The organism is Ruminococcus sp. RTP21484sp1_RTP21281st1_A8_RTP21281_210402 (assembly GCF_040914025.1).
In the GTDB taxonomy this organism is placed as follows: domain Bacteria; phylum Bacillota; class Clostridia; order Lachnospirales; family Lachnospiraceae; genus Blautia_A; species Blautia_A faecis.
Window position 1 is genome coordinate 1 of record NZ_JBCPGE010000032.1, and the last position, 19,354, is coordinate 19,354.

Sequence of the window (19,354 nt, forward strand, 5' to 3'; positions counted from 1 at the left end):
CTTCAAAGCCGACAGACACACCGAAAACAGGTGATGATAGCAATATACGGCTGTGGCTGCTTCTTGCTGGTCTTGCATTGTGCGGAACAGGGGGTTCACTGTTCCTGTTAAAAAAGAAAAAATAAAAAAGAAATATTGGGTGTTTCCGAAGTGCTGGTCATTTTGGAAACACCCTGTTTTTTTGTTGATGGACGAAAGAGGTGTATGGAGATGATTGGAATTATTATCGGCGGAGCTGCAGTGGTCATAGCAGTTAGCCTATATTGCTGTATTCGTGTAGGGGCAGAGGAGGACAGGAGATTGGAAGAATTGGACAGGAGAGCAAAACAGGATGCAGAAGAAAGCGGATAATCAGAAATATGCAGAGGATAAGCCAAAGGACTGCTCTTACTGTTATTTTTGGAATAGCCGGAAGAATGGATGTTCCAAAGAAGAATGCTATTATCGGCTTTTGCCGGAGGAACCTTTTGAAGAGAAAGAGGAGACTTGGTGCTGTGAGGGATGCCCTTATGGAAGATATTCTCCTTGCATCGGGTACTGCCTGCAGAAGATTCTGCTGGAAATAAAACAGAAGAAAGCAGTCAGGGAGAAGGAAGGTGATTGTCTTGCAGGATGAAGTAAATGAAAAGGTGGTGTCTTTGTGTATACGGGGAGGGAAAATTTCTGCACAGATTTTAAAAGCATCGCTGCAGAAGCTGCTCAGGGAGATGGAACAGTCCCAAAAGCGGCAAAAAATTTCTGGAAAGGGGCAGAAAAAAGAAACCGTATATCATGGGAAACAGAGCATGGAAAAACTGAAAGCACACAATCAGGAGCTTTCTAATATTGAGGTTACAGATGGGAATATCCGGTCTTTTGAAAAATATGCCAGAAAATATGATATAGACTACTGCCTGAAGAAAGACAGGTCGGCAGAACCTCCGAAATATTATGTCTTTTTTAAGGCGAAAGAAGTGGATTCCATAACTGCCGCTTTTAAGGAATATACCGGATGGCAGTTAAAGAAAAGCAAAAAAGTATCTGTCCGGAAGAAACTGTATTTGGCAATGGAACGTGTGGCAAAGCACAGGCAGAGGGAAAAGATGAAACAGAAGAATCGGGGGCAGGAACATTGAGCAGGAAGCATAAAAAGAAGCCGGAGTCAGAAGTTATGACAGTTTTGAAAAAAATAGGACAGGACATTGCCGGACAGATGCCTGCGGTGGATAAGAAACGTCTGCTTATGATGAATATTCCCTATGTAATTGTTTTTTACCTGGCAGATAAGCTGGCATGGCTGTATCGGTTCTGTGTTGGGGAATCCGCAATAGAACGTCTGGGGGTGCTGTTTTTGAATTTCCAGATGGCGTTCTCAAATCCAATTCTCAGTCTCCATATCTTTGATATGGCAGTTGGGATGATTACCACTGTAGTGATTAAGGCAATGGTGTACCTGAAAGGGAAAAATGCAAAGAAATTCCGGCAGGGAGAGGAATACGGTTCTGCCCGATGGGGAAACCAGAAAGACATCGCACCTTTTATTGATCCAGTGTTTGAAAATAATATCCTTTTGACACAGACGGAACGGCTTACCATGAACAGCCGCCCGAAACAGCCTAAATATGCAAGAAACAAAAATGTAATCATTATCGGCGGTTCCGGTTCCGGTAAAACAAGGTTCTATGTAAAGCCGAATTTAATGCAGATGCCATCCAATGTTTCCTATGTTGTAACTGATCCGAAGGGGACGATTCTGGTGGAGTGCGGGAAAATGCTCCGCCGTGGTACACCGAAGATGAAAAACGGCAAGCCAGTCAGGGATAAACAGGGAAAGGTTATTTATGAACCATACCGGATTAAAGTGTTGAATATCATAAATTTCAAAAAAAGTATGCATTATAATCCCTTCCGCTATATCCGCAGTGAAAAAGACATCTTAAAGCTGGTCAATACCATCATTGCCAATACCAAAGGCGAAGGAGAAAAATCTTCCGAAGATTTTTGGGTAAAGGCCGAAAGGCTTCTGTATTGTGCCCTGATTGGGTACATCTATTATGAAGCACCGGAGGACGAACAGAATTTTGCCACACTGCTTGAATTTATCAATGCTTCTGAGGCAAGAGAGGATGATGAGGAATTTAAAAATGCGGTGGACGAGCTGTTTGAGGAATTGGAGGCAGAAAACCCGGAACACTTTGCTGTGCGACAGTACAAAAAATACAAACTGGCGGCAGGTAAGACAGCAAAAAGTATCCTGATTTCCTGTGGTGCGAGACTTGCGCCATTTGATATTGCGGAACTTCGGGAACTGACTTCTTATGATGAGATGGAACTGGATATGCTTGGAGACCAGAGGACGGCAATGTTTGTCATTATCTCTGATACGGATGATACCTTCAATTTTATTGTTGCGATTATGTACACGCAGCTTTTTAACCTGTTATGTGACAGGGCAGATGATGTACATGGAGGAAGATTACCTTACCATGTACGTTTGCTTTTAGACGAATTTGCAAACATCGGACAGATTCCAAAATTTGACAAGCTGATTGCAACCATCCGAAGCAGAGAAATTTCTGCCTCCATTATCTTGCAGTCCCAGAGCCAGTTAAAGACGATTTATAAGGATGCAGCCGAAACAATCAGCGGGAATTGCGACACGATGCTGTTTCTGGGAGGAAAGGAAAGTACAACTTTAAAGGAAATATCAGAGACACTTGGAAAGGAAACCATTGACCTTTATAACACATCTGACACACGTGGACAAAGCCGTTCCTATGGGCTTAATTATCAAAAAACAGGGAAGGAATTGATGAGCCGGGATGAACTATCGGTTATGGATGGAAATAAATGTATTTTGCAGCTTAGAGGGGTGCGTCCGTTTTTGAGTGACAAGTTTGACATTACGAAGCATAAGCGATACCGGGAGTTGTCCGATTATGACGAGAAGAATGCTTTTGATGTGGAAGCATATATGAAGCATCAGCTTAAAATCAGGAGACAGGAAGAATTTGACTTATATGAGGTGGATGGAAATGAAGCAGAAGAACATGAAACAGAAAAAACAGTAAATTAAGGAACTTTGCGACACCGTGTCGCAAAGTCCGGAAAGGGGAAAATGCAGTTTTACATAGAAACAGGTGGCAGATATGTTTACCCACCTATTCGTGCTGAACCGGAAATATGGAATACAGGCTCATTGCACAAATACAAAAATTAAAACAAAAAAATTGGAAAGGAGAAGAAACCAATATGGAAAGAGCTGACCGCCGGAAGAAACGGCGGTTTTTTAATGTGCAAAAACGGGACAAATAGAGAAAATCCTGTTTTCTATATTGGACTTTCAAGTGATTATATGGCGTTTTTTGCTTCAGCAATTAATATTTTACAGACCCTTGTGGTGGCAATCGGTGCCGGACTTGCCGTATGGGGAGTTATCAATCTTCTGGAAGGATACGGAAATGATAACCCAGGTGCAAATGCTCATGTGCGGTAAAGTAACAAATGATAATTTGATAGACAGCAGCCACTATTTCCGAAACACAGACCAATACGAAAAGCTGATGTGGGGATTTTCCTATATCAGCTTTTGTCTTTCTAAGCATTTTTGGGAAAGTGATGTATTTGTATCTTTCCTATTGACAGCCAGCCTTTGAAGTGATATATTTATCTCGACAAGCGACAAATACATCTCATCGGAGGACACCATTATGAAAAAAAGAACGAAACTCACAATTTGCCTGGGCGTGATATGCGCTCTGCTGGTAGCAATATCTTCATGGTACACGATAGCATTTAACAATTCAAGGTTTATTGTGCCTATGGATTTATCTGAATATGTTTTCAGAGTGCAAGACCTGCCTATGATTATTTCCGGCGTACTTCTTACTTTGTATATTGTGAATATTGTTGTGTTGTTTTTGGAATCTATTAAAACAAACAGGCGTAGGGAATTAACCTTGCAATCCACCAGAACAATAAATCCAAAACTGGGTTTTTTAGGTTTATTAGGATTTGCCGGATTTTTGGGATTTTGGACTTACAGCGTTGACAAGACAATTTTTCCTTTTGTGTTTTTCCTGTTTTTCGGCTTTTTCGGATTTTTCTATGAGGGAAAAATGTCAAATACTCTTATAGATGAACGATACAAAGAAAACAAAATGAAAGCGCAAAGTGTAGCGAACAAAACTTCTCTGTCCATTATTTTTCTTGCAATACTCATTTTGGGACAGGGAAAGCTCATGGATAACCTTGAATATACCTTAATTGCTCTTGTTATTGTTATAGCTCTCTCCATAGCACTTGAAATATTCCTTAGCGAATATCTGCTATATCATTATGATAACGATGAACAGTTTGATGAAAGCGAGGAATAAGCGTGCCGGATTTTGAATGTAGATTAAAAAAGTACAGGCTATTAAAGGATTTGACACAAGAGCAGTTAGCGGCACAGGTAGGCGTGCGGCGAGAAACAATTATGCGGCTGGAAAAGGCACAATACAATCCCTCACTTAAACTGGCGATTGATATTTCAAGAGTTGTTGAAGCACCGATTGAAGAAATATTCGTTTTCAAGTGATTTGTGCGGAATTATGCTTATTTTATAGGCAGTTGCGCTAATGTTAATCTGCATTGCTTGCCGCATAGCAACTATCATGCTATTTTTGATTTACCAAGACAAAGGAGTGGAACGCATCATGTTTCTATGAAATCTAAAAACTCTCAGAAAACAGAAAGGCTTTTCACAGGAAGAATTAGCAACCAGACTTCATGTAGTCAGACAGACTATCTCCAAATGGGAGAAAAATTTGTCCGTTCCCGACGCTGATACTCTTATTCGTCTGGCTGAAATATTAGAGGTATATGTCAGTGAATTGCTGGGTACGAAAATTGAAAATGAAAATGTCGCCAGTGATGTTGCCGAACAACTATCCAGAATAAACGAGCAACTGGCAATCAAGAACCGCCGCTCACGTCGTATCTGGAAAATTGTTGCCATTATATTAGCAGTAATCGTTCTTGTGAATATTTTTATTGCTGTCTTTTTCAGCGTTCCAGACCTCAACAGCAATACCCAGAATAACCCGCTAGCAATAAGTGATGAAACGATAAGCATAGATGAATGAAGTCGCTAAAAATAGCAAAACCAGCCGAGCCAGTCAACGGCAAGTGAATGGGCTGCGCCCACCGTTGACAGCCCCGTCTGTCCTTGCTGGTGGGTAATCAAGGGGCGACAGCAAAAAGTGCTGCCGCCCTTTCCCATAATCGAAGAAAGGGGGATTTTCCATGACTGAATACGAAGCCTATCAAGAACATATCCGCTATACCCATGATACCTATTGCCGGATTGTTATTCGCCATGCGTCCTTTGACGCTGCCCGTATGCTGGCAGCGAGGTGGAAACGGGAAATCTCCCTTGAATACTTGACCGAAGAAAAGTTTGTTCCACTAAGCACCATAGACGAGTATTTTCAAGTGCCAGACTATGGCGAAACTTATCCATTCTCCGTCCGGGGGCAGACGATATTTTTAGATAGCTGTTCCCTTGCGGCGGCTCTTGCCGAACTGCCGGAACAGTCGCAGGAGGAAATCTTTTTGTATTACTTCCAGCATTTGAAGCAGAAAGAAATCGGAGAACAAAGCGGCTGGACACGCAGCACAATCGGGCGGCATATCCAGCTTGCCTTGAAGCGGCTGAAAGAAGAAATGGAGGTGCTGTCCCATGAGTAGCCTACTTCTCCCCTATGACACGATAATAAAAGCACATGAGGGCGACCCCATAGCGATACAAGCTGTCCTTGACCGATATGCCGGGTATATCCGCTATTTCTCCAAAATGAACGGCTATTATAATTCTGATATGGAGGACTACATCAGAACAAAGCTGATTGAAAGCCTGTTCAAGTTCCGGCTTGACCGATAACATAAAAACTGAATATCCCGCCGCCCCGCAGCAGCACATGAAGCAGTAAATCCGAAAAAGATTTGCTGCTTTTTTTGCGCCCATTTTTGGCAAATTTCCAAAAGTTCCGTATTAGACATTGAAGCTAAAAAGGCTGCCATTTTTTTAGCCAGCGGGCAAAACGCAGCTTCCGAAACGCCTTATTGTCGGGAAAGACCGAGCCGCCGGAAAAGTTCTTGCCGGAAAGTCCGTCATTTTTGCTTTTTGCGGTGTTGTAGGGAGTAAGAGGAAGAACGCCAGCCCGCAGCCTTTTATGAAAAAGCTGGTTATAGATTTTCTGAAAAAGTGGCAGTAGGAAGTGAACGGCAGTCCGGCAGTTTCTTAGAGCAAGATTCTACCGAGGTGCCAAAATTCGCTTATCGCTCATTTTGCCCCTGCGGGAATCTTGTTGGGGAGTGCCTTCCCCAAACCCTGCTTATGCGGCTTGCGCCGCTGAAAAACCCCTCAAAATATTTTTCGGATTTTTCAAAAACAGTTCCGCTTCACACCCTGTTTTTCTCCTATTAGTGAGAGGACACCACGCACAGAAAGGAGGTCAACCACCTATGAAACGATACAACACGCCGCACCGCAGCCGGGTAGTCAAAACACGCATGACCGAGGAAGAATACGCCGAGTTTGCCCAGCGGCTTTCTGCTTACCACATGAGCCAAGCCGAGTTTATCCGGCAAGCCATAACCGGGGCAGCCATACGCCCCATCATAACCGTTTCCCCCATCAATGACGAGCTGCTTGCCGCTGTCGGGAAGCTGACCGCCGAATACGGGAGGATCGGCGGCAACTTAAACCAGATAGCCCGGACGCTGAACGAGTGGCACAGTCCCTATCCGCAGCTTGCCGGGGAGGTACGGGCGGCGGTTTCCGACCTTGCTGCCCTAAAGTTTGAAGTCTTGCAGAAAGTGGGTGACGCTGTTGGCAACATTCAAACATATCAGCTCTAAAAACGCCGACTATGGCGCAGCGGAAGCCTATCTCACATTTGAGCATGACGAGTTTACCATGAAAGCCACCCTTGATGAAAACGGGCGGCTGATACCGAGGGAGGATTACCGCATTTCTTCCCTCAACTGCGGGGGCGAGGATTTCGCTGTTGCCTGTATGCGAGCCAATCTCCGCTATGAGAAAAACCAAAAACGGGAAGATGTGAAAAGCCACCACTATATCATCAGCTTTGACCCACGGGACGGGACAGACAACGGCTTGACCGTAGACCGGGCGCAGGAGCTGGGCGAGCAGTTCTGCAAGGAGCATTTCCCCGGACACCAAGCCCTAATCTGCACCCACCCGGACGGGCATAACCACAGCGGGAATATCCATGTGCATATCGTCATCAACTCCCTGCGGATTTACGAAGTCCCGCTTCTGCCCTACATGGACAGACCAGCCGACACGCTGGAGGGCTGCAAGCACCGCTGCACCAACGCCGCTATGGAATATTTCAAGAGCGAAGTCATGGAAATGTGCCACCGGGAGGGGCTTTACCAAATCGACCTCTTGAACGGCAGCAAGGAACGGATAACCGAACGGGAATACTGGGCGGCAAAGAAAGGGCAGCTTGCCCTTGACAAAGAGAACGCCGCCAGAGAAGCCGCCGGACAGCCGACCAAGCCCACCAAGTTTGAAACGGACAAGGCGAAGCTGCGCCGGACGATACGGCAGGCACTTTCCCAAGCTGGCAGCTTTGACGAGTTTTCTTCCCTTTTGCTGCGGGAGGGTGTGACCGTCAAGGAGAGCCGGGGGCGGCTTTCCTACCTCACGCCGGACAGGACAAAGCCTATCACAGCCCGAAAGCTGGGGGACGATTTTGACAAGGCTGCTGTCCTTGCCCTGCTCACGCAGAACGCCCACAGAGCTGCCGAACAGACCAAAGCCATACCCGAATACCCTGCCGCAGTTAAAAAGCCGTTACAAGGGGAAAAAGCTGCAAAAACCACCCCGGCAGACAACACCTTGCAGCGCATGGTTGACCGGGAAGCCAAGCGAGCCGAGGGCAAGGGCGTGGGCTATGACCGCTGGGCGGCAAAGCACAACCTAAAGCAAATGGCAGCTACCGTTACCGCCTATCAGCAGTACGGCTTTTCCTCCCCGGAGGAACTGGACGAAGCCTGTTCTGCCGCCTATGCCGCCATGCAGGAAAGCCTTGCGTGGTTGAAGCAGGTGGAAAAGACGCTGAACGGGAAAAAGGAGCTGCAACGGCAGGTGCTTGCCTATTCCAAGACCCGCCCTGTCCGGGACGGGCTGAAACAGCAGAAAAACGCCAAAGCAAAAGCAGCCTACCGTCAGAAGCATGAAAGTGACTTTATCATAGCAGACGCAGCCGCCCGCTATTTCAGGGAGAACGGCATTTCCAAGCTGCCGAGCTATAAATCCCTGCAAGCAGAGATTGAAAGCCTTATCAAAGAGAAAAACAGCGGCTACAACGATTACCGGGCAAAACGGGAGGAGTACCGCCGCTTGCAGACTGTCAAGGGCAATATCGACCAGATTTTACGCCGGAGCGAGCCGCAGCGCAGAAAGGAGCAGAGCCATGAACGGTAATATCCCCCGCATGGACTACCGCCAGTACCGGGCAGCCCGCCGCCTTGTGCATGAGTGCTGCAACTATGACAGCGGGAACTGCCTGCTGTTGGAGGACGGCGAGCCTTGCGTGTGTGTACAGAGTATCAGCTATTCGCTGCTCTGCCGCTGGTTTACCGCCGCTGTCCTGCCCCTTGATGAAGCACTGGAAGCCGCCCTCTTGCGCCGGGGAAGCCGGAAACGCTGCGCTGTCTGCGGGGCGTTCTTCTTCCCAAAATCCAACCGGGGGAAATACTGCCCGGACTGCGCCGGACGCATGAAGCGGATAAACGCCGCCAAACGGAAGCGGAAACAAAGGGAGAAATGTCACGCTTTAGGGCATTTCAAACCCGCATAAATCAAGGCTTTTTTGGAGGGTGTCAAAGGGTGCGTGATACATTTATCCTTTTCCCTTAAAAACGCCCCCTAAAAGCGTAACAGAACCCACAGACAGACACCACAAGGAGGTGAACCCTATCGCTGATTATATGACCGCAGGAACGGAGCTGCCCGCTTACCTGCCTTACCCCCGTTTCCTGCTGGAAACAGACCTATCCCACACCGCAAGAGAGTTATATGCGCTGCTGTTAGACCGTTCCACCCTTTCGCAGAAGAACGGCTGGCAGGACAGCGAGGGACGGACATACATTGTCTACCCCATAGCAGAGATAGCGGAAATGCTGGATAAAGGCTGCACCACCATAAAGGGCGCACTGAACGAACTGGACGCTGCCGGGCTGCTGGAACGCAGACGGACGGGCTTTTCTGCCGCCAACCGTCTGTATGTGAAAGTGCCGCCTATCCCAGTGGTACAGTTTTCCGACCAACTGACGGACGGAAAACCGCCCCTCATAAGGGCGGGAAACCGACCAACTGACAGCCGGAAAACTGACCTTATGACGGTCGGAAAACCGTCCCCTAACCAAACTAATATAAACAACCTAATAGAGAGCCAAACAAAAGGAGCGAGTGAGGGGCAGCCCCCCGCCGCTTATGGCAGATATAAAAATGTATTTCTTTCTGACACAGAACTTTTGGAGCTGGAACAGGACTTCCCCGGCAAGTGGGAGTATTACCTTGACCGCCTTTCCTGCCACATCGCTTCCACCGGGAAGCAGTACCAGAGCCATGCAGCCACCATTTACAAGTGGGCGCAGGAGGACGCTGCCAAAGAGAAGCCAAAGAAAGGCATACCGGACTATTCATTCAAGGAGGGAGAAAGCCTATGACCGATACAATCCACAACACCATACTGCCTATGACCGACACCACAGCCGAGCCGGAGGATTACACCGGGGAGGACGGGCTTTTATACTGCGGCAAATGCCGGAAACCCAAAGAAGCCTATTTCCCGGAGGGCAAGACCTTTTTCGGGCGTGACCGCCACCCGTCAGAGTGCGACTGCCAGCGGGCAGCCCGTAAGGAACGGGAAGCCGCCGAGAAGCGGCGCAGCCACCTTGAAACGGTGGAACGGCTGAAACGGCAGGGCTTTACAGACAAGACCATGCAGGACTGGACATTTGCCAACGATAACGGCAGCTGCCCGCAGATGAAGAACGCCGCCGGATATGTGGCACGCTGGGAACAGATAAAGGACGGGAACTACGGGCTGCTCTTGTGGGGCAGGGTAGGCACTGGGAAAAGCTATTTTGCCGGGTGTATTGCAAACGCCCTCATGGAGCAGGAAGTCCCGGTGTGCATGACAAACTTTGCAGCAATATTAAACGACCTTGCCGCCAGCTTTGCGGGCAGGAACGAATATATTTCCCGCCTTTGCAGCTTCCCCCTGCTCATCATTGACGATTTTGGAATGGAGCGTGGCACAGAATACGGTCTGGAACAGGTCTACAATGTGATTGACAGCCGCTACCGGAGCAGGAAGCCGCTGATTGTGACGACCAACCTCACGCTGGAGGAATTGCAGCACCCGGAGGACACCGCCCACGCCCGGATTTATGACCGCCTGCTTGAAATGTGTTCCCCTCTCTGCTTTACCGGGGAGAATTTGAGGAAAGCCGCCGCACAGGGAAAAATGGAACAGCTGAAACGGCTGCTTGCCGGAAAGGAGATTTGCCTATGACCGACACCCAGAGAAACAAACGCCCTGCCCGCCGCCCGGACTGCGTGACCGAAACGAGGATAGGCAACACAATCCTTGTGGTGTCTGGCTTTTTCAAGGAGGGGGCGACCGACACCGCCGCTGACAAGATGATGAAAGTGCTGGAAGCAGAAGCCGCCGCCGGATATTTGACCTGTGATAAGCCTGATTGAAAAACCGTCATTTTTACCGACCGTAAAGAAGCAGATTTGACGCTTTTGCCGCTATACAGACAGCCGCCCCATGTGGTACAATCAAGGTACGGAATAGTGGGGCTGGCTGTCGGAAACGGAGGAATTTATGTTAAGACAGACCACCCAGCAACTCATTACCGCCCTTTACCCAAGACTGTCCCATGAGGACGAGCTGCAAGGCGAGAGCAATTCCATTTCCAACCAAAAGAGGATTTTGGAAACCTATGCCAAACAGAATGGATTTTCTAATCTGCGCTGGTACACCGACGACGGTTATTCCGGTGCGAACTTTCAAAGACCCGGATTTCAAGCCATGCTTGCAGACATTGAAGCAGGGAAAGTCGGGACAGTTATCGTCAAGGATATGTCGAGGTTAGGGCGAAACTACTTACAGGTGGGAATGTACACAGAAATGATTTTCCCACAGAAAGGTGTCCGCTTCATCGCTATCAATGACGGAGTGGACAGCGCACAGGGGGAAAATGATTTTGCCCCGCTGCGGAACATTTTTAACGAATGGCTGGTGAGAGATACGAGCAAGAAAATCAAGGCAGTAAAACGCTCTAAGGGCATGAGCGGAAAGCCCATCACAAGCAAGCCCGTCTATGGCTACCTCATGGACGAGGACGAAAACTTTATCATTGACGAGGAAGCCGCCCCGGTGGTACGGCAGATTTACAGCCTTTGCCTTGCCGGGAACGGTCCGACCAAGATAGCCCGTATGCTGACCGAGCAGCAAATCCCCACGCCGGGGACGCTGGAATACCGCAGGACGGGCAGCACCCGCCGCTACCACCCCGGCTATGAGTGCAAGTGGGCGACCAATACCGTGGTTCATCTGCTGGAAAACCGGGAATATACGGGCTGTCTGGTAAACTTTAAGACCGAGAAGCCGTCCTACAAGCTGAAACACAGCATAGAAAATCCCCCGGAAAAGCAGGCGGTTTTTGAGAACCACCATGAGCCTATCATTGACCGGGAAACGTGGGAACGGGTGCAGGAGTTACGCAAGCAGCGCAAACGCCCCAACCGTTATGACGAAGTGGGCTTGTTCTCCGGCATACTCTTTTGTGCCGACTGCGGCAGCGTCATGTACCAGCAGCGATACCAGACGGACAAGCGCAAGCAGGACTGTTATATCTGCGGAAGCTACAAGAAACGCACCGCCGACTGCACAGCGCACTTTATCCGCACTGACCTCTTGACCGCTGGCGTACTCTCCAATCTGCGGAAAGTTACCAGCTATGCGGCAAAGCATGAAGCCCGGTTTATGAAGCTTTTAATCGAGCAGAATGAGGACGGGGACAGACGCAGGAACGCCGCCAAGAAAAAGGAGCTGGAAGCCGCCGAGAAACGCATAGCCGAGTTATCTGCTATCTTCAAGCGGCTGTATGAGGACAGCGTAACCGGGCGCATATCGGACGAGCGTTTCACAGAGCTGTCGGCAGACTATGAAGCCGAGCAGAAAGAACTGAAAGAACGTGCCGCCAGACTGCGGGAAGAACTTTCCAAAGCGCAGGAAGCCACCGCAAACGCTGAAAAGTTTATGAATGTGGTACGCAGGCACACTACCATTGAAGAACTTACCCCTACTCTGCTGCGGGAGTTTGTGGAGAAAATCGTTGTCCATGAAAGCGTTGCCCTTGACGGGAAACGCCGGGGCAAGTTACGCAGACAGGAAATCGAAATCTATTATTCTTTTGTCGGCAAGGTAGAACTGCCCGACACCTAACCGCCCGACCTATCCGACATACCTCATGTGCCGGATAGGAACGGCAAAATTTTTTACACTTCTATTACTTCTTTATCACACATAAGCAAAATCACAGGGAATTAAGCAGCTTATGGCCGGAGGAGGGGTTGTGTTAATCGGAACACAGCTTATCCCGCTTCTGGGAGGACTGTTTTAAGCATAGAGGAAAGGAGAACCACCCATGTTCGATGGCATTTTTGAAGCAATCGAGGAATGGATGAGGGAGCTTTTGACGGGGATGGTCACGTCCAACCTGACAACCATGTTTACCGATGTCAATGAAAAGACAGGAGAAATCGCTGCGCAGGTCGGACAAACCCCGCAAGGCTGGAATGGAAGTATTTTCAGTCTGATACAGAATCTTTCCAATTCGGTCATTGTGCCGATTGCAGGCGTGATTATTACATTTGTCCTGTGTTATGAACTGATTACCATGCTGACAGAGAAAAATAATATGCACGAGATAGATACTTGGATGTTTTTCAAGTATTTTTTCAAGATGTGGGTGGCAGTTTATCTTGTCAGCAATACCTTCACGATTGCGATGGCAGTCTTTGATGTGGGACAGCATGTAGTAAATGCCGCAGGCGGCTCTATCAATTCGCAAACAGCTATTAACGTAGATTCCATGATTGAAGCCATGAATACGGCAATGGAGTCTATGGAAATAGGGGAATTGGTCACACTGGCACTGGAGACGATGGTGGTCAGCCTGTGCATGAAGGTGATGTCTGTACTGATTACCGTCATCCTGTTTGGAAGGATGATAGAAATTTACCTCTATACTTCGATTGCACCGATTCCGTTTGCAACCATGTCCAACCGGGAATGGGGGCAGGTAGGAACAAATTATTTCCGGGGGCTTCTGGCACTCGGATTTCAGGGATTTTTTATGATGGTGTGTGTAGGCATTTATGCGGTGCTTGTATCCACTATCCAGATTTCAGACAATATGCATTCAGCATTGTTTGGAGTGGCGGCATATACGGTCATTCTCTGCTTTAGTCTGATGAAAACCGGAAACCTGTCACGCTCTATTTTCAATGCACACTAAGGAAACAATGGAGAAAAAATATAACATTATTTATGCTGATCCGCCCTGGAGATATGACATGAACCGGGGACAGGGGGCGGCAGAAAACCACTATCCAACTATGAGTATTCAGGAAATATGCAGACTTCCTGTTGCAGAACTTGCAGCAAAGGACTGTGCTTTGTTTTTATGGGTAACATTTCCGCAGCTTCAGGATGCAATGAAACTTTTTGAAGCATGGGGATTTACCTATAAGACACTTGGGTTTGCATGGGTAAAACAGAATAAATCCGGAAAAGGATTCTTTTTCGGGATGGGCTATTGGACACGTTCCAATGTGGAAATCTGTCTGCTTGGGATTAAGGGACATCCAAAGCGGATATCGAAAAGTATCTCTCAGCTTATCATAAGCCCATTGGAACAGCACAGTAAAAAGCCGGATGAAGTCCGGAAGAGGATTGTGGAATTATTTGGAGAACTGCCGAGAATTGAACTGTTTGCAAGGCAGAAAACATCCGGATGGGATGTGTGGGGAAATGAAGTTGAAGGTTCTGCATCGTCCCGGATTTTAGAAAATGCAGGGAAAGGAGATGGTAATCGTGGCATTTGTATCAGTACCCAAAGATTTGACAAAGGTAAAAAATAAGGTTGTTTTAAACCTCACGAAACGGCAGCTTATCTGTCTGGTGATTGCGGCGGCTGTGGGGCTTCCATTTTATTTTCTGACAAGGGAATGGATTGGAACAAGCAATGCGGCAACAGGTATGGTCATTCTTATGCTTCCGGCATTTATGTTTGCCATGTATGAAAAGGACGGCCTGCCTTTGGAAAAGATTCTCTTAAATGTCATTCATGTAAAACTGCGGTATCCTGCCATCCGCAGGTATGAGATTGAGAATCTGTACGAAATACAGGAAACAGTAACGACTGAGAAAAGAAAGAGAGGAGGAAGCGGACATGCAGAGAAAAAGAAAAGGAAATGATAGACAGGCGTACCAGTCTCATATCAAAAGGCAGGAAGCCTATGAAAGAGGCTGGCTGGATGATGCGGACGAGGAATATCCGGATTATGGAGAGGCAGAAGCCTATGATACAGAAAAAATGGCAGGCCTTGTAAGGGGACAGCCTGTGGTGTCCGGTTATGAAGCTCTGGAACGCAGAAGGGGCAGGAGAAAACCACCCAGAAAACTTACCAGGCGTGAAAAAAGGGCTATGAAAAAAGCAGAAAAAATGAATGAGAAGCTGCGCAGAGAGCAGGAAAAAGCAGAGAAAAAGGCAGCTAAAAAAGAAGCAAAGCTGGCAGCAAAAGAAGAAAGAGCCGCTTTAAAAAAGGAAAAAAAGAAAAAGCATAAAACGGTAAATTATTCTGCGGCATCCGAGAAACCGGGGAGAAAAAGAAAGGGACGAAATACAGTCGGATCACAGAAGATTGTGGAGAAGAAACCTTCAAAAGCAGAATTGAAAAAGGAAAAGGAGAAGCGTCTTTCGGCACAGAAATCCATACCATACCGGGAAATGGCAAAGGACGGTATCTGCCGGGTACAGGAGAAATATTATTCCAAAACCATCCGATTTTATGACATTAACTACCAGTTGGCACAGAACGAAGATAAGAATGCCATTTTTGAAAACTGGTGTGACTTCCTCAATTATTTTGACAGCAGTATCCATTTTCAGGTGTCCTTTATCAACCATCACAGCAGTATGAAAGAATTTGAATCCGCTATTCAGATCAGACCGCAGAATGACGCATTTGACGATGTGCGTATGGAGTATGCACAGATGTTAAAAAATCAGCTGGCAAAAGGAAATAATGGCCTGGTACGGACGAAATACATTACATTTGGAATTAAGGCGGAGAACATCCGGGAAGCAAAGCCGAAGCTGGAACGTATCGAAGCGGATATTTTAAATAACTTCAAGGTTCTCGGAGTGTCGGCTTATCCGCTGTCCGGGGAGGAACGGCTTCAGATTCTCTATGAAACCTTTAACCCGGAAGAAAAAGTGCCGTTCCAGTTCTCTTATGACAGGGTACTGCGAAGCGGAATGGGGACAAAAGACTTTATTGCACCTACCAGTTTTGTGTTCCGGGACGGAAAGACCTTTCAGATGGGAAATACCATCGGTGCAGCATCTTATTTACAGATACTTGCACCGGAGCTGACAGATAAGATGCTGGCAGAGTTTTTGGATATGGACAGAAATCTGATTGTAAATCTTCATATCCAGTCTCTGGATCAGATGAAAGCGATTAAGCTGGTAAAAAGTAAAGTGACGGATATTAACCGCATGAAGATAGAAGAACAGAAAAAAGCAGTACGTTCAGGGTACGATATGGACATCATTCCGTCAGATTTGAACACGTATGGCGGGGAAGCGAAGCGTCTTTTGGAAGATTTGCAGTCCAGAAATGAAAGGATGTTCCTTGTGACGGTATTGTTTTTAAATACGGCAAAGACAAAGCAGGAACTTGATAATGCGGTGTTCCAGACAGGAGGGATTGCACAGAAATATAATTGTTCATTAAGAAGATTGGACTATATGCAGGAGCAGGGATTGATGAGCAGTGTTCCGTTGGGATTGAATCTGATTCCGATTAAGAGAGCGCTGACAACTACATCCACTGCTATTTTTGTGCCATTTACCACACAGGAATTGTTCATGGCGGGAGAATCTTTGTATTACGGTTTGAACGCCCTTTCCAATAACATGATCATGGTGGACAGGAAGAAACTGAAAAATCCTAACGGACTGATTCTTGGTACGCCCGGTTCCGGAAAATCTTTTTCTGCCAAAAGGGAAATTACCAATGCTTTTTTTGTCACGCAGGATGACATTATTATCGGAGATCCGGAAGGAGAATACTATCCCCTTGTCAACGCACTTGGAGGGCAGGTTATCCATATCTCGCCTACCAGTCACGATTACATCAATCCAATGGACATCAACCTGGATTATTCTGATGATGATAACCCGCTGGGCTTTAAGAGTGATTTCATTCTGTCCTTGTGTGAGCTGATTATGGGTTCCAGAAATGGTATTGAAGCAGAAGAAAAGTCTGTCATTGACCGATGCTTGCCGATTGTATACCAGAAATATTTTGAAAACCCTGTGCCGGAGAATATGCCTGTATTGGGAGATTTGTACCAATGCCTGCGGGAACAGAAAGAGGTTCAGGCACAGAGGATTGCGACAGCATTGGAAATCTATGTCAACGGTTCCTTAAAGGTGTTCAACCACCGTACCAACGTGGAACTGAATAACCGGATTGTCTGTTTTGATATTAAGGATTTGGGAAAACAGCTTAAAAAGCTTGGGATGCTGATCGTGCAGGATCAGGTGTGGAACCGTGTGACGGTCAACCGGGCGCTGCATAAATCTACCAGATACTATATTGATGAGTTCCATCTGCTTCTGAAGGAGGAACAGACGGCGGCTTATTCCGTGGAGATTTGGAAGCGTTTCCGTAAATGGGGCGGTATCCCGACAGGAATCACGCAGAATATCAAGGATTTGCTTGCCAGCCGGGAAATCGAAAACATATTTGAAAACTCGGACTTCATCTATATGCTCAACCAGGCGGCAGGGGACAGGCAGATTTTGGCGAAGCAGTTGAACATTTCGCCCCACCAGCTTTCCTATGTGACCAACAGCGGCGAGGGAGAGGGATTGATTTTTTATGGCAGTACCATTATCCCGTTTAAGGATAAGTTTGATAAATCCCTGCGTCTGTATGCTTTGATGACAACCAAACCTTCGGATTTGGAAGGAACAGGAGAAAAGGCGGGAAAAGCAGAATGTTAAAAACGGATACGATTATCAATGGGGACTGTCTGGAGGTGCTAAAAGTCTGCCGGATGAAAGTATCCATTGTTGTGTGACTTCTCCGCCGTATTATGCTTTACGGGATTATGGAAAGGAAAACCAGATTGGCAGGGAAGGCGCACCGGAGGAATATATCGGACATTTGGTTTCTGTGTTTTGTGAATTAAAAAGAGTCCTGCGGTCAGATGGTACGTTCTGGCTTAATATAGCAGACTGCTACAGCCGGAAATCCTATCATGGGTTGTCCGGCTGCAAGCCAAAAGAATTGATGGGACTTCCGTGGCTGCTGGCACTTACCCTGAGAAAAGAGGGCTGGTTTCTTCGCAGTGATATTATCTGGCAGAAGGATAATCCCATGCCGGAGAGTGCAAAAGACCGACCGAGCCGATGTTATGAACATATCTTCCTGCTTACAAAGTCCGGGAAATATTTTTACGACAATCTTGCCGTTGCCGAGCCGATTGCTTTAAGTACCGCCATCCGTTACCGCTATGGGAGAAAGGAAAACACAAAATATGCGGACGGCATACCGGGGCAGATGTCCAGACAGCAGATCAACAATCCCTGCAGGTATGGAAAAACAGAAATCAACCCTTTAAGGAATAAGCGGGATGTGTGGAATATCAATACCGTTCCATATAAAGGGGCACATTTTGCAGCATTTCCGCCACGTTTGGCGGAAACCTGTATCCTTGCGGGATGCCCAAAACAGGGGATTGTCCTTGATCCGTTTATGGGAAGCGGGACAACCGGGGCTGTGGCAAAAGGGTTAAACCGACAGTATATCGGGATTGAATTGAACGAGGAATACTGCAGGCTGGCGGAAGAACGGATAAAAAAGGTGTCAGGAGACAAAAAAATCGGAGAAGGATGCGTATGAGAAAATGGGCAGCCTATCTGCTTTGTTTTCTGTCACTGGCATTATTGGGAATCAGCGGACACTTCCTCGCAGACTATGCAAAACAGGAAGAAAAAGCGGATATTTTACAGGAACAGTTAAAAGAAATTTATGAAAACCAAAAAGAAGAAACAAAAGAGAAGCCCCGACAGGATGAAGAAGAGCAGAACCTCATCCATGAGGGGCTTCTTGCCCTTCATGAAAAAAACAAGGATTGTATCGGCTGGCTGACGATACCGGATACGCTTATTGACTACCCCGTTATGTACCATCCGGAAGAAGTGAATTATTATCTGAAACGGGATTTTTTCAGAGAATACTCTGCAAATGGAAGCTTGTTTCTTTCAGAAAACTGTTCCCTGAAAGATTGCGACAATCTGATCATCTATGGACACCACATGAACAGCGGAAAGATGTTTGCCGCATTGGAAGGGTATCGTGAGAGGAAGTTCTTTAAAGAGCATCCTTTTATTTTTTTCAATACGCTGCAGGGGGAAGAAAAATATCAGGTGTTTGCAGTCTTTTCCACTCCGGTTTATACGGGAAGTGATTTTGCCTATTATACGTTCACGAAAGCGGAAAACAGAAAGTCATATGAAACATTTATAGAAGCTGTAAAGGAACGGTCATTTTATGATACCGGGATTACGGCAGATTATGGAGAGAAGCTGCTGACACTTTCCACTTGTGAATATTCGCAGGAAAACGGAAGGCTGGTTGTAGTGGCAAAGAAAATAGCAGAAAAGGAGATAACAAAATAATGGTTCACACCGTAAAAGTAAAAAGAGAAGATATACCAAAAGAATTGCAAATGCTTTTGAAGAATGGAAAAGACAGCAATGGAGAAGAGGTCTTTTCCCATATGCCGGAGGATTTGATTTATCTTGCGGCACTGGTGGACATGCAGAGTTCTATGCTGCATCTTCTGATGCTTCATGGAAATCCCCTGCCGCCGGAGGCATGGAAATTTGCTGCCTCCATTCCGAAAATGGCAGATGCGACACTGGAAAAATGGGAAGAGTATGCACAGCCATATATGTAAGGAGATGAGAAATC

The 19,354-nt window shown here is 46.9% G+C and carries 22 protein-coding genes and 4 pseudogenes; all 26 read left to right on the plus strand.

Annotated elements, in window-relative coordinates; translation table 11 throughout:
• Positions 1 to 125 (plus strand): LPXTG cell wall anchor domain-containing protein (locus AB5170_RS14830; RefSeq protein WP_368365093.1); only part of this gene is annotated, 125 nt, incomplete at its 5' end.
• An 85-nt stretch (positions 126 to 210) separates the two neighbouring features.
• A complete protein-coding gene (locus AB5170_RS14835; RefSeq protein WP_173770139.1) occupies positions 211 to 351 on the plus strand; it encodes a hypothetical protein in 141 nt (46 codons plus the stop codon).
• Positions 332 to 616 (plus strand): hypothetical protein, encoded by a 285-nt coding sequence (locus tag AB5170_RS14840; protein ID WP_158422086.1) that lies wholly within the window; start codon positions 332 to 334, stop codon positions 614 to 616. The genes AB5170_RS14835 and AB5170_RS14840 overlap by 20 nt, the downstream gene beginning before the upstream one ends.
• Positions 606 to 1,115, plus strand: a complete 510-nt coding sequence (locus tag AB5170_RS14845; RefSeq protein WP_158422091.1) for a PcfB family protein — start codon at positions 606 to 608, stop codon at positions 1,113 to 1,115. Before AB5170_RS14840 ends, AB5170_RS14845 begins: the two co-directional genes overlap by 11 nt.
• Positions 1,116 to 1,192: 77 nt before the next feature.
• Positions 1,193 to 3,055 (plus strand): VirD4-like conjugal transfer protein, CD1115 family, encoded by a 1,863-nt coding sequence (locus tag AB5170_RS14850; RefSeq protein ID WP_368361583.1) that lies wholly within the window; start codon positions 1,193 to 1,195, stop codon positions 3,053 to 3,055.
• 279 nt (positions 3,056 to 3,334) lie between these two features.
• Positions 3,335 to 3,457: pseudogene (locus AB5170_RS14855) on the plus strand (Maff2 family mobile element protein); the annotation flags it as partial.
• A 232-nt stretch (positions 3,458 to 3,689) separates the two neighbouring features.
• Complete coding sequence (locus AB5170_RS14860; protein ID WP_050540877.1) at positions 3,690 to 4,355, plus strand: DUF3796 domain-containing protein; 666 nt, start codon at positions 3,690 to 3,692, stop codon at positions 4,353 to 4,355.
• A 2-nt stretch (positions 4,356 to 4,357) separates the two neighbouring features.
• Positions 4,358 to 4,558 (plus strand): helix-turn-helix transcriptional regulator, encoded by a 201-nt coding sequence (locus tag AB5170_RS14865; RefSeq protein WP_032747079.1) that lies wholly within the window; start codon positions 4,358 to 4,360, stop codon positions 4,556 to 4,558.
• A 142-nt stretch (positions 4,559 to 4,700) separates the two neighbouring features.
• Positions 4,701 to 5,105 (plus strand): annotated as a pseudogene (locus AB5170_RS14870) (helix-turn-helix domain-containing protein); the annotation flags it as partial.
• A 160-nt stretch (positions 5,106 to 5,265) separates the two neighbouring features.
• Positions 5,266 to 5,709, plus strand: coding sequence for a sigma-70 family RNA polymerase sigma factor (locus AB5170_RS14875; RefSeq protein WP_072851217.1), 444 nt, complete (start codon positions 5,266 to 5,268; stop codon positions 5,707 to 5,709).
• Entirely contained in the window at positions 5,702 to 5,902 is a 201-nt protein-coding gene (locus AB5170_RS14880; RefSeq protein WP_015536790.1) for a helix-turn-helix domain-containing protein, read from the plus strand. The genes AB5170_RS14875 and AB5170_RS14880 overlap by 8 nt, the downstream gene beginning before the upstream one ends.
• Before the next feature lie 584 nt (positions 5,903 to 6,486).
• On the plus strand, positions 6,487 to 6,882 hold the full coding sequence (locus AB5170_RS14885; protein WP_002594236.1) for a plasmid mobilization relaxosome protein MobC: 396 nt from the start codon (positions 6,487 to 6,489) through the stop codon (positions 6,880 to 6,882).
• On the plus strand, positions 6,854 to 8,479 hold the full coding sequence (locus AB5170_RS14890; protein WP_002594235.1) for a relaxase/mobilization nuclease domain-containing protein: 1,626 nt from the start codon (positions 6,854 to 6,856) through the stop codon (positions 8,477 to 8,479). Before AB5170_RS14885 ends, AB5170_RS14890 begins: the two co-directional genes overlap by 29 nt.
• Positions 8,469 to 8,855, plus strand: a complete 387-nt coding sequence (locus AB5170_RS14895) for a cysteine-rich VLP domain-containing protein (RefSeq protein WP_002594234.1) — start codon at positions 8,469 to 8,471, stop codon at positions 8,853 to 8,855. Before AB5170_RS14890 ends, AB5170_RS14895 begins: the two co-directional genes overlap by 11 nt.
• Before the next feature lie 130 nt (positions 8,856 to 8,985).
• Complete coding sequence (locus AB5170_RS14900; RefSeq protein WP_002594233.1) at positions 8,986 to 9,726, plus strand: replication initiator protein A; 741 nt, start codon at positions 8,986 to 8,988, stop codon at positions 9,724 to 9,726.
• The gene (locus AB5170_RS14905) at positions 9,723 to 10,577 is read left to right on the plus strand and encodes an ATP-binding protein (protein ID WP_002594232.1); all 855 of its coding nucleotides are present in this window, start codon (positions 9,723 to 9,725) and stop codon (positions 10,575 to 10,577) included. Before AB5170_RS14900 ends, AB5170_RS14905 begins: the two co-directional genes overlap by 4 nt.
• Complete coding sequence (locus AB5170_RS14910; RefSeq protein ID WP_002594231.1) at positions 10,574 to 10,768, plus strand: transposon-encoded TnpW family protein; 195 nt, start codon at positions 10,574 to 10,576, stop codon at positions 10,766 to 10,768. The genes AB5170_RS14905 and AB5170_RS14910 overlap by 4 nt, the downstream gene beginning before the upstream one ends.
• A 127-nt stretch (positions 10,769 to 10,895) precedes the next feature.
• A complete protein-coding gene (locus AB5170_RS14915; protein ID WP_002594230.1) occupies positions 10,896 to 12,521 on the plus strand; it encodes a recombinase family protein in 1,626 nt (541 codons plus the stop codon).
• Positions 12,522 to 12,606: 85 nt separating this feature from the next.
• Positions 12,607 to 12,699 (plus strand): annotated as a pseudogene (locus tag AB5170_RS14920) (Maff2 family mobile element protein); the annotation flags it as partial.
• Between the two features lie 24 nt (positions 12,700 to 12,723).
• Positions 12,724 to 13,596 (plus strand): VirB6/TrbL-like conjugal transfer protein, CD1112 family, encoded by an 873-nt coding sequence (locus AB5170_RS14925; protein WP_158422717.1) that lies wholly within the window; start codon positions 12,724 to 12,726, stop codon positions 13,594 to 13,596.
• A 7-nt stretch (positions 13,597 to 13,603) separates the two neighbouring features.
• Positions 13,604 to 14,221 carry an MT-A70 family methyltransferase gene (locus tag AB5170_RS14930; RefSeq protein ID WP_158422716.1) on the plus strand — a complete coding sequence of 206 codons (618 nt, stop codon included), beginning with the start codon at positions 13,604 to 13,606 and terminating at the stop codon, positions 14,219 to 14,221.
• Entirely contained in the window at positions 14,175 to 14,558 is a 384-nt protein-coding gene (locus AB5170_RS14935) for a PrgI family protein (RefSeq protein ID WP_158422715.1), read from the plus strand. Before AB5170_RS14930 ends, AB5170_RS14935 begins: the two co-directional genes overlap by 47 nt.
• The gene (locus tag AB5170_RS14940) at positions 14,533 to 17,379 is read left to right on the plus strand and encodes a VirB4-like conjugal transfer ATPase, CD1110 family (protein ID WP_158422714.1); all 2,847 of its coding nucleotides are present in this window, start codon (positions 14,533 to 14,535) and stop codon (positions 17,377 to 17,379) included. Before AB5170_RS14935 ends, AB5170_RS14940 begins: the two co-directional genes overlap by 26 nt.
• Positions 17,373 to 18,280: pseudogene (locus AB5170_RS14945) on the plus strand (site-specific DNA-methyltransferase). The gene AB5170_RS14940 and the pseudogene AB5170_RS14945 overlap by 7 nt, the downstream one beginning before the upstream one ends.
• Positions 18,277 to 19,059, plus strand: a complete 783-nt coding sequence (srtB, locus tag AB5170_RS14950; protein ID WP_158422713.1) for a class B sortase — start codon at positions 18,277 to 18,279, stop codon at positions 19,057 to 19,059. Before AB5170_RS14945 ends, srtB begins: the two are co-directional and overlap by 4 nt.
• The gene (locus AB5170_RS14955; protein WP_195983076.1) at positions 19,059 to 19,340 is read left to right on the plus strand and encodes a hypothetical protein; all 282 of its coding nucleotides are present in this window, start codon (positions 19,059 to 19,061) and stop codon (positions 19,338 to 19,340) included. Before srtB ends, AB5170_RS14955 begins: the two co-directional genes overlap by 1 nt.
• Positions 19,341 to 19,354: the final 14 nt, after the last annotated feature.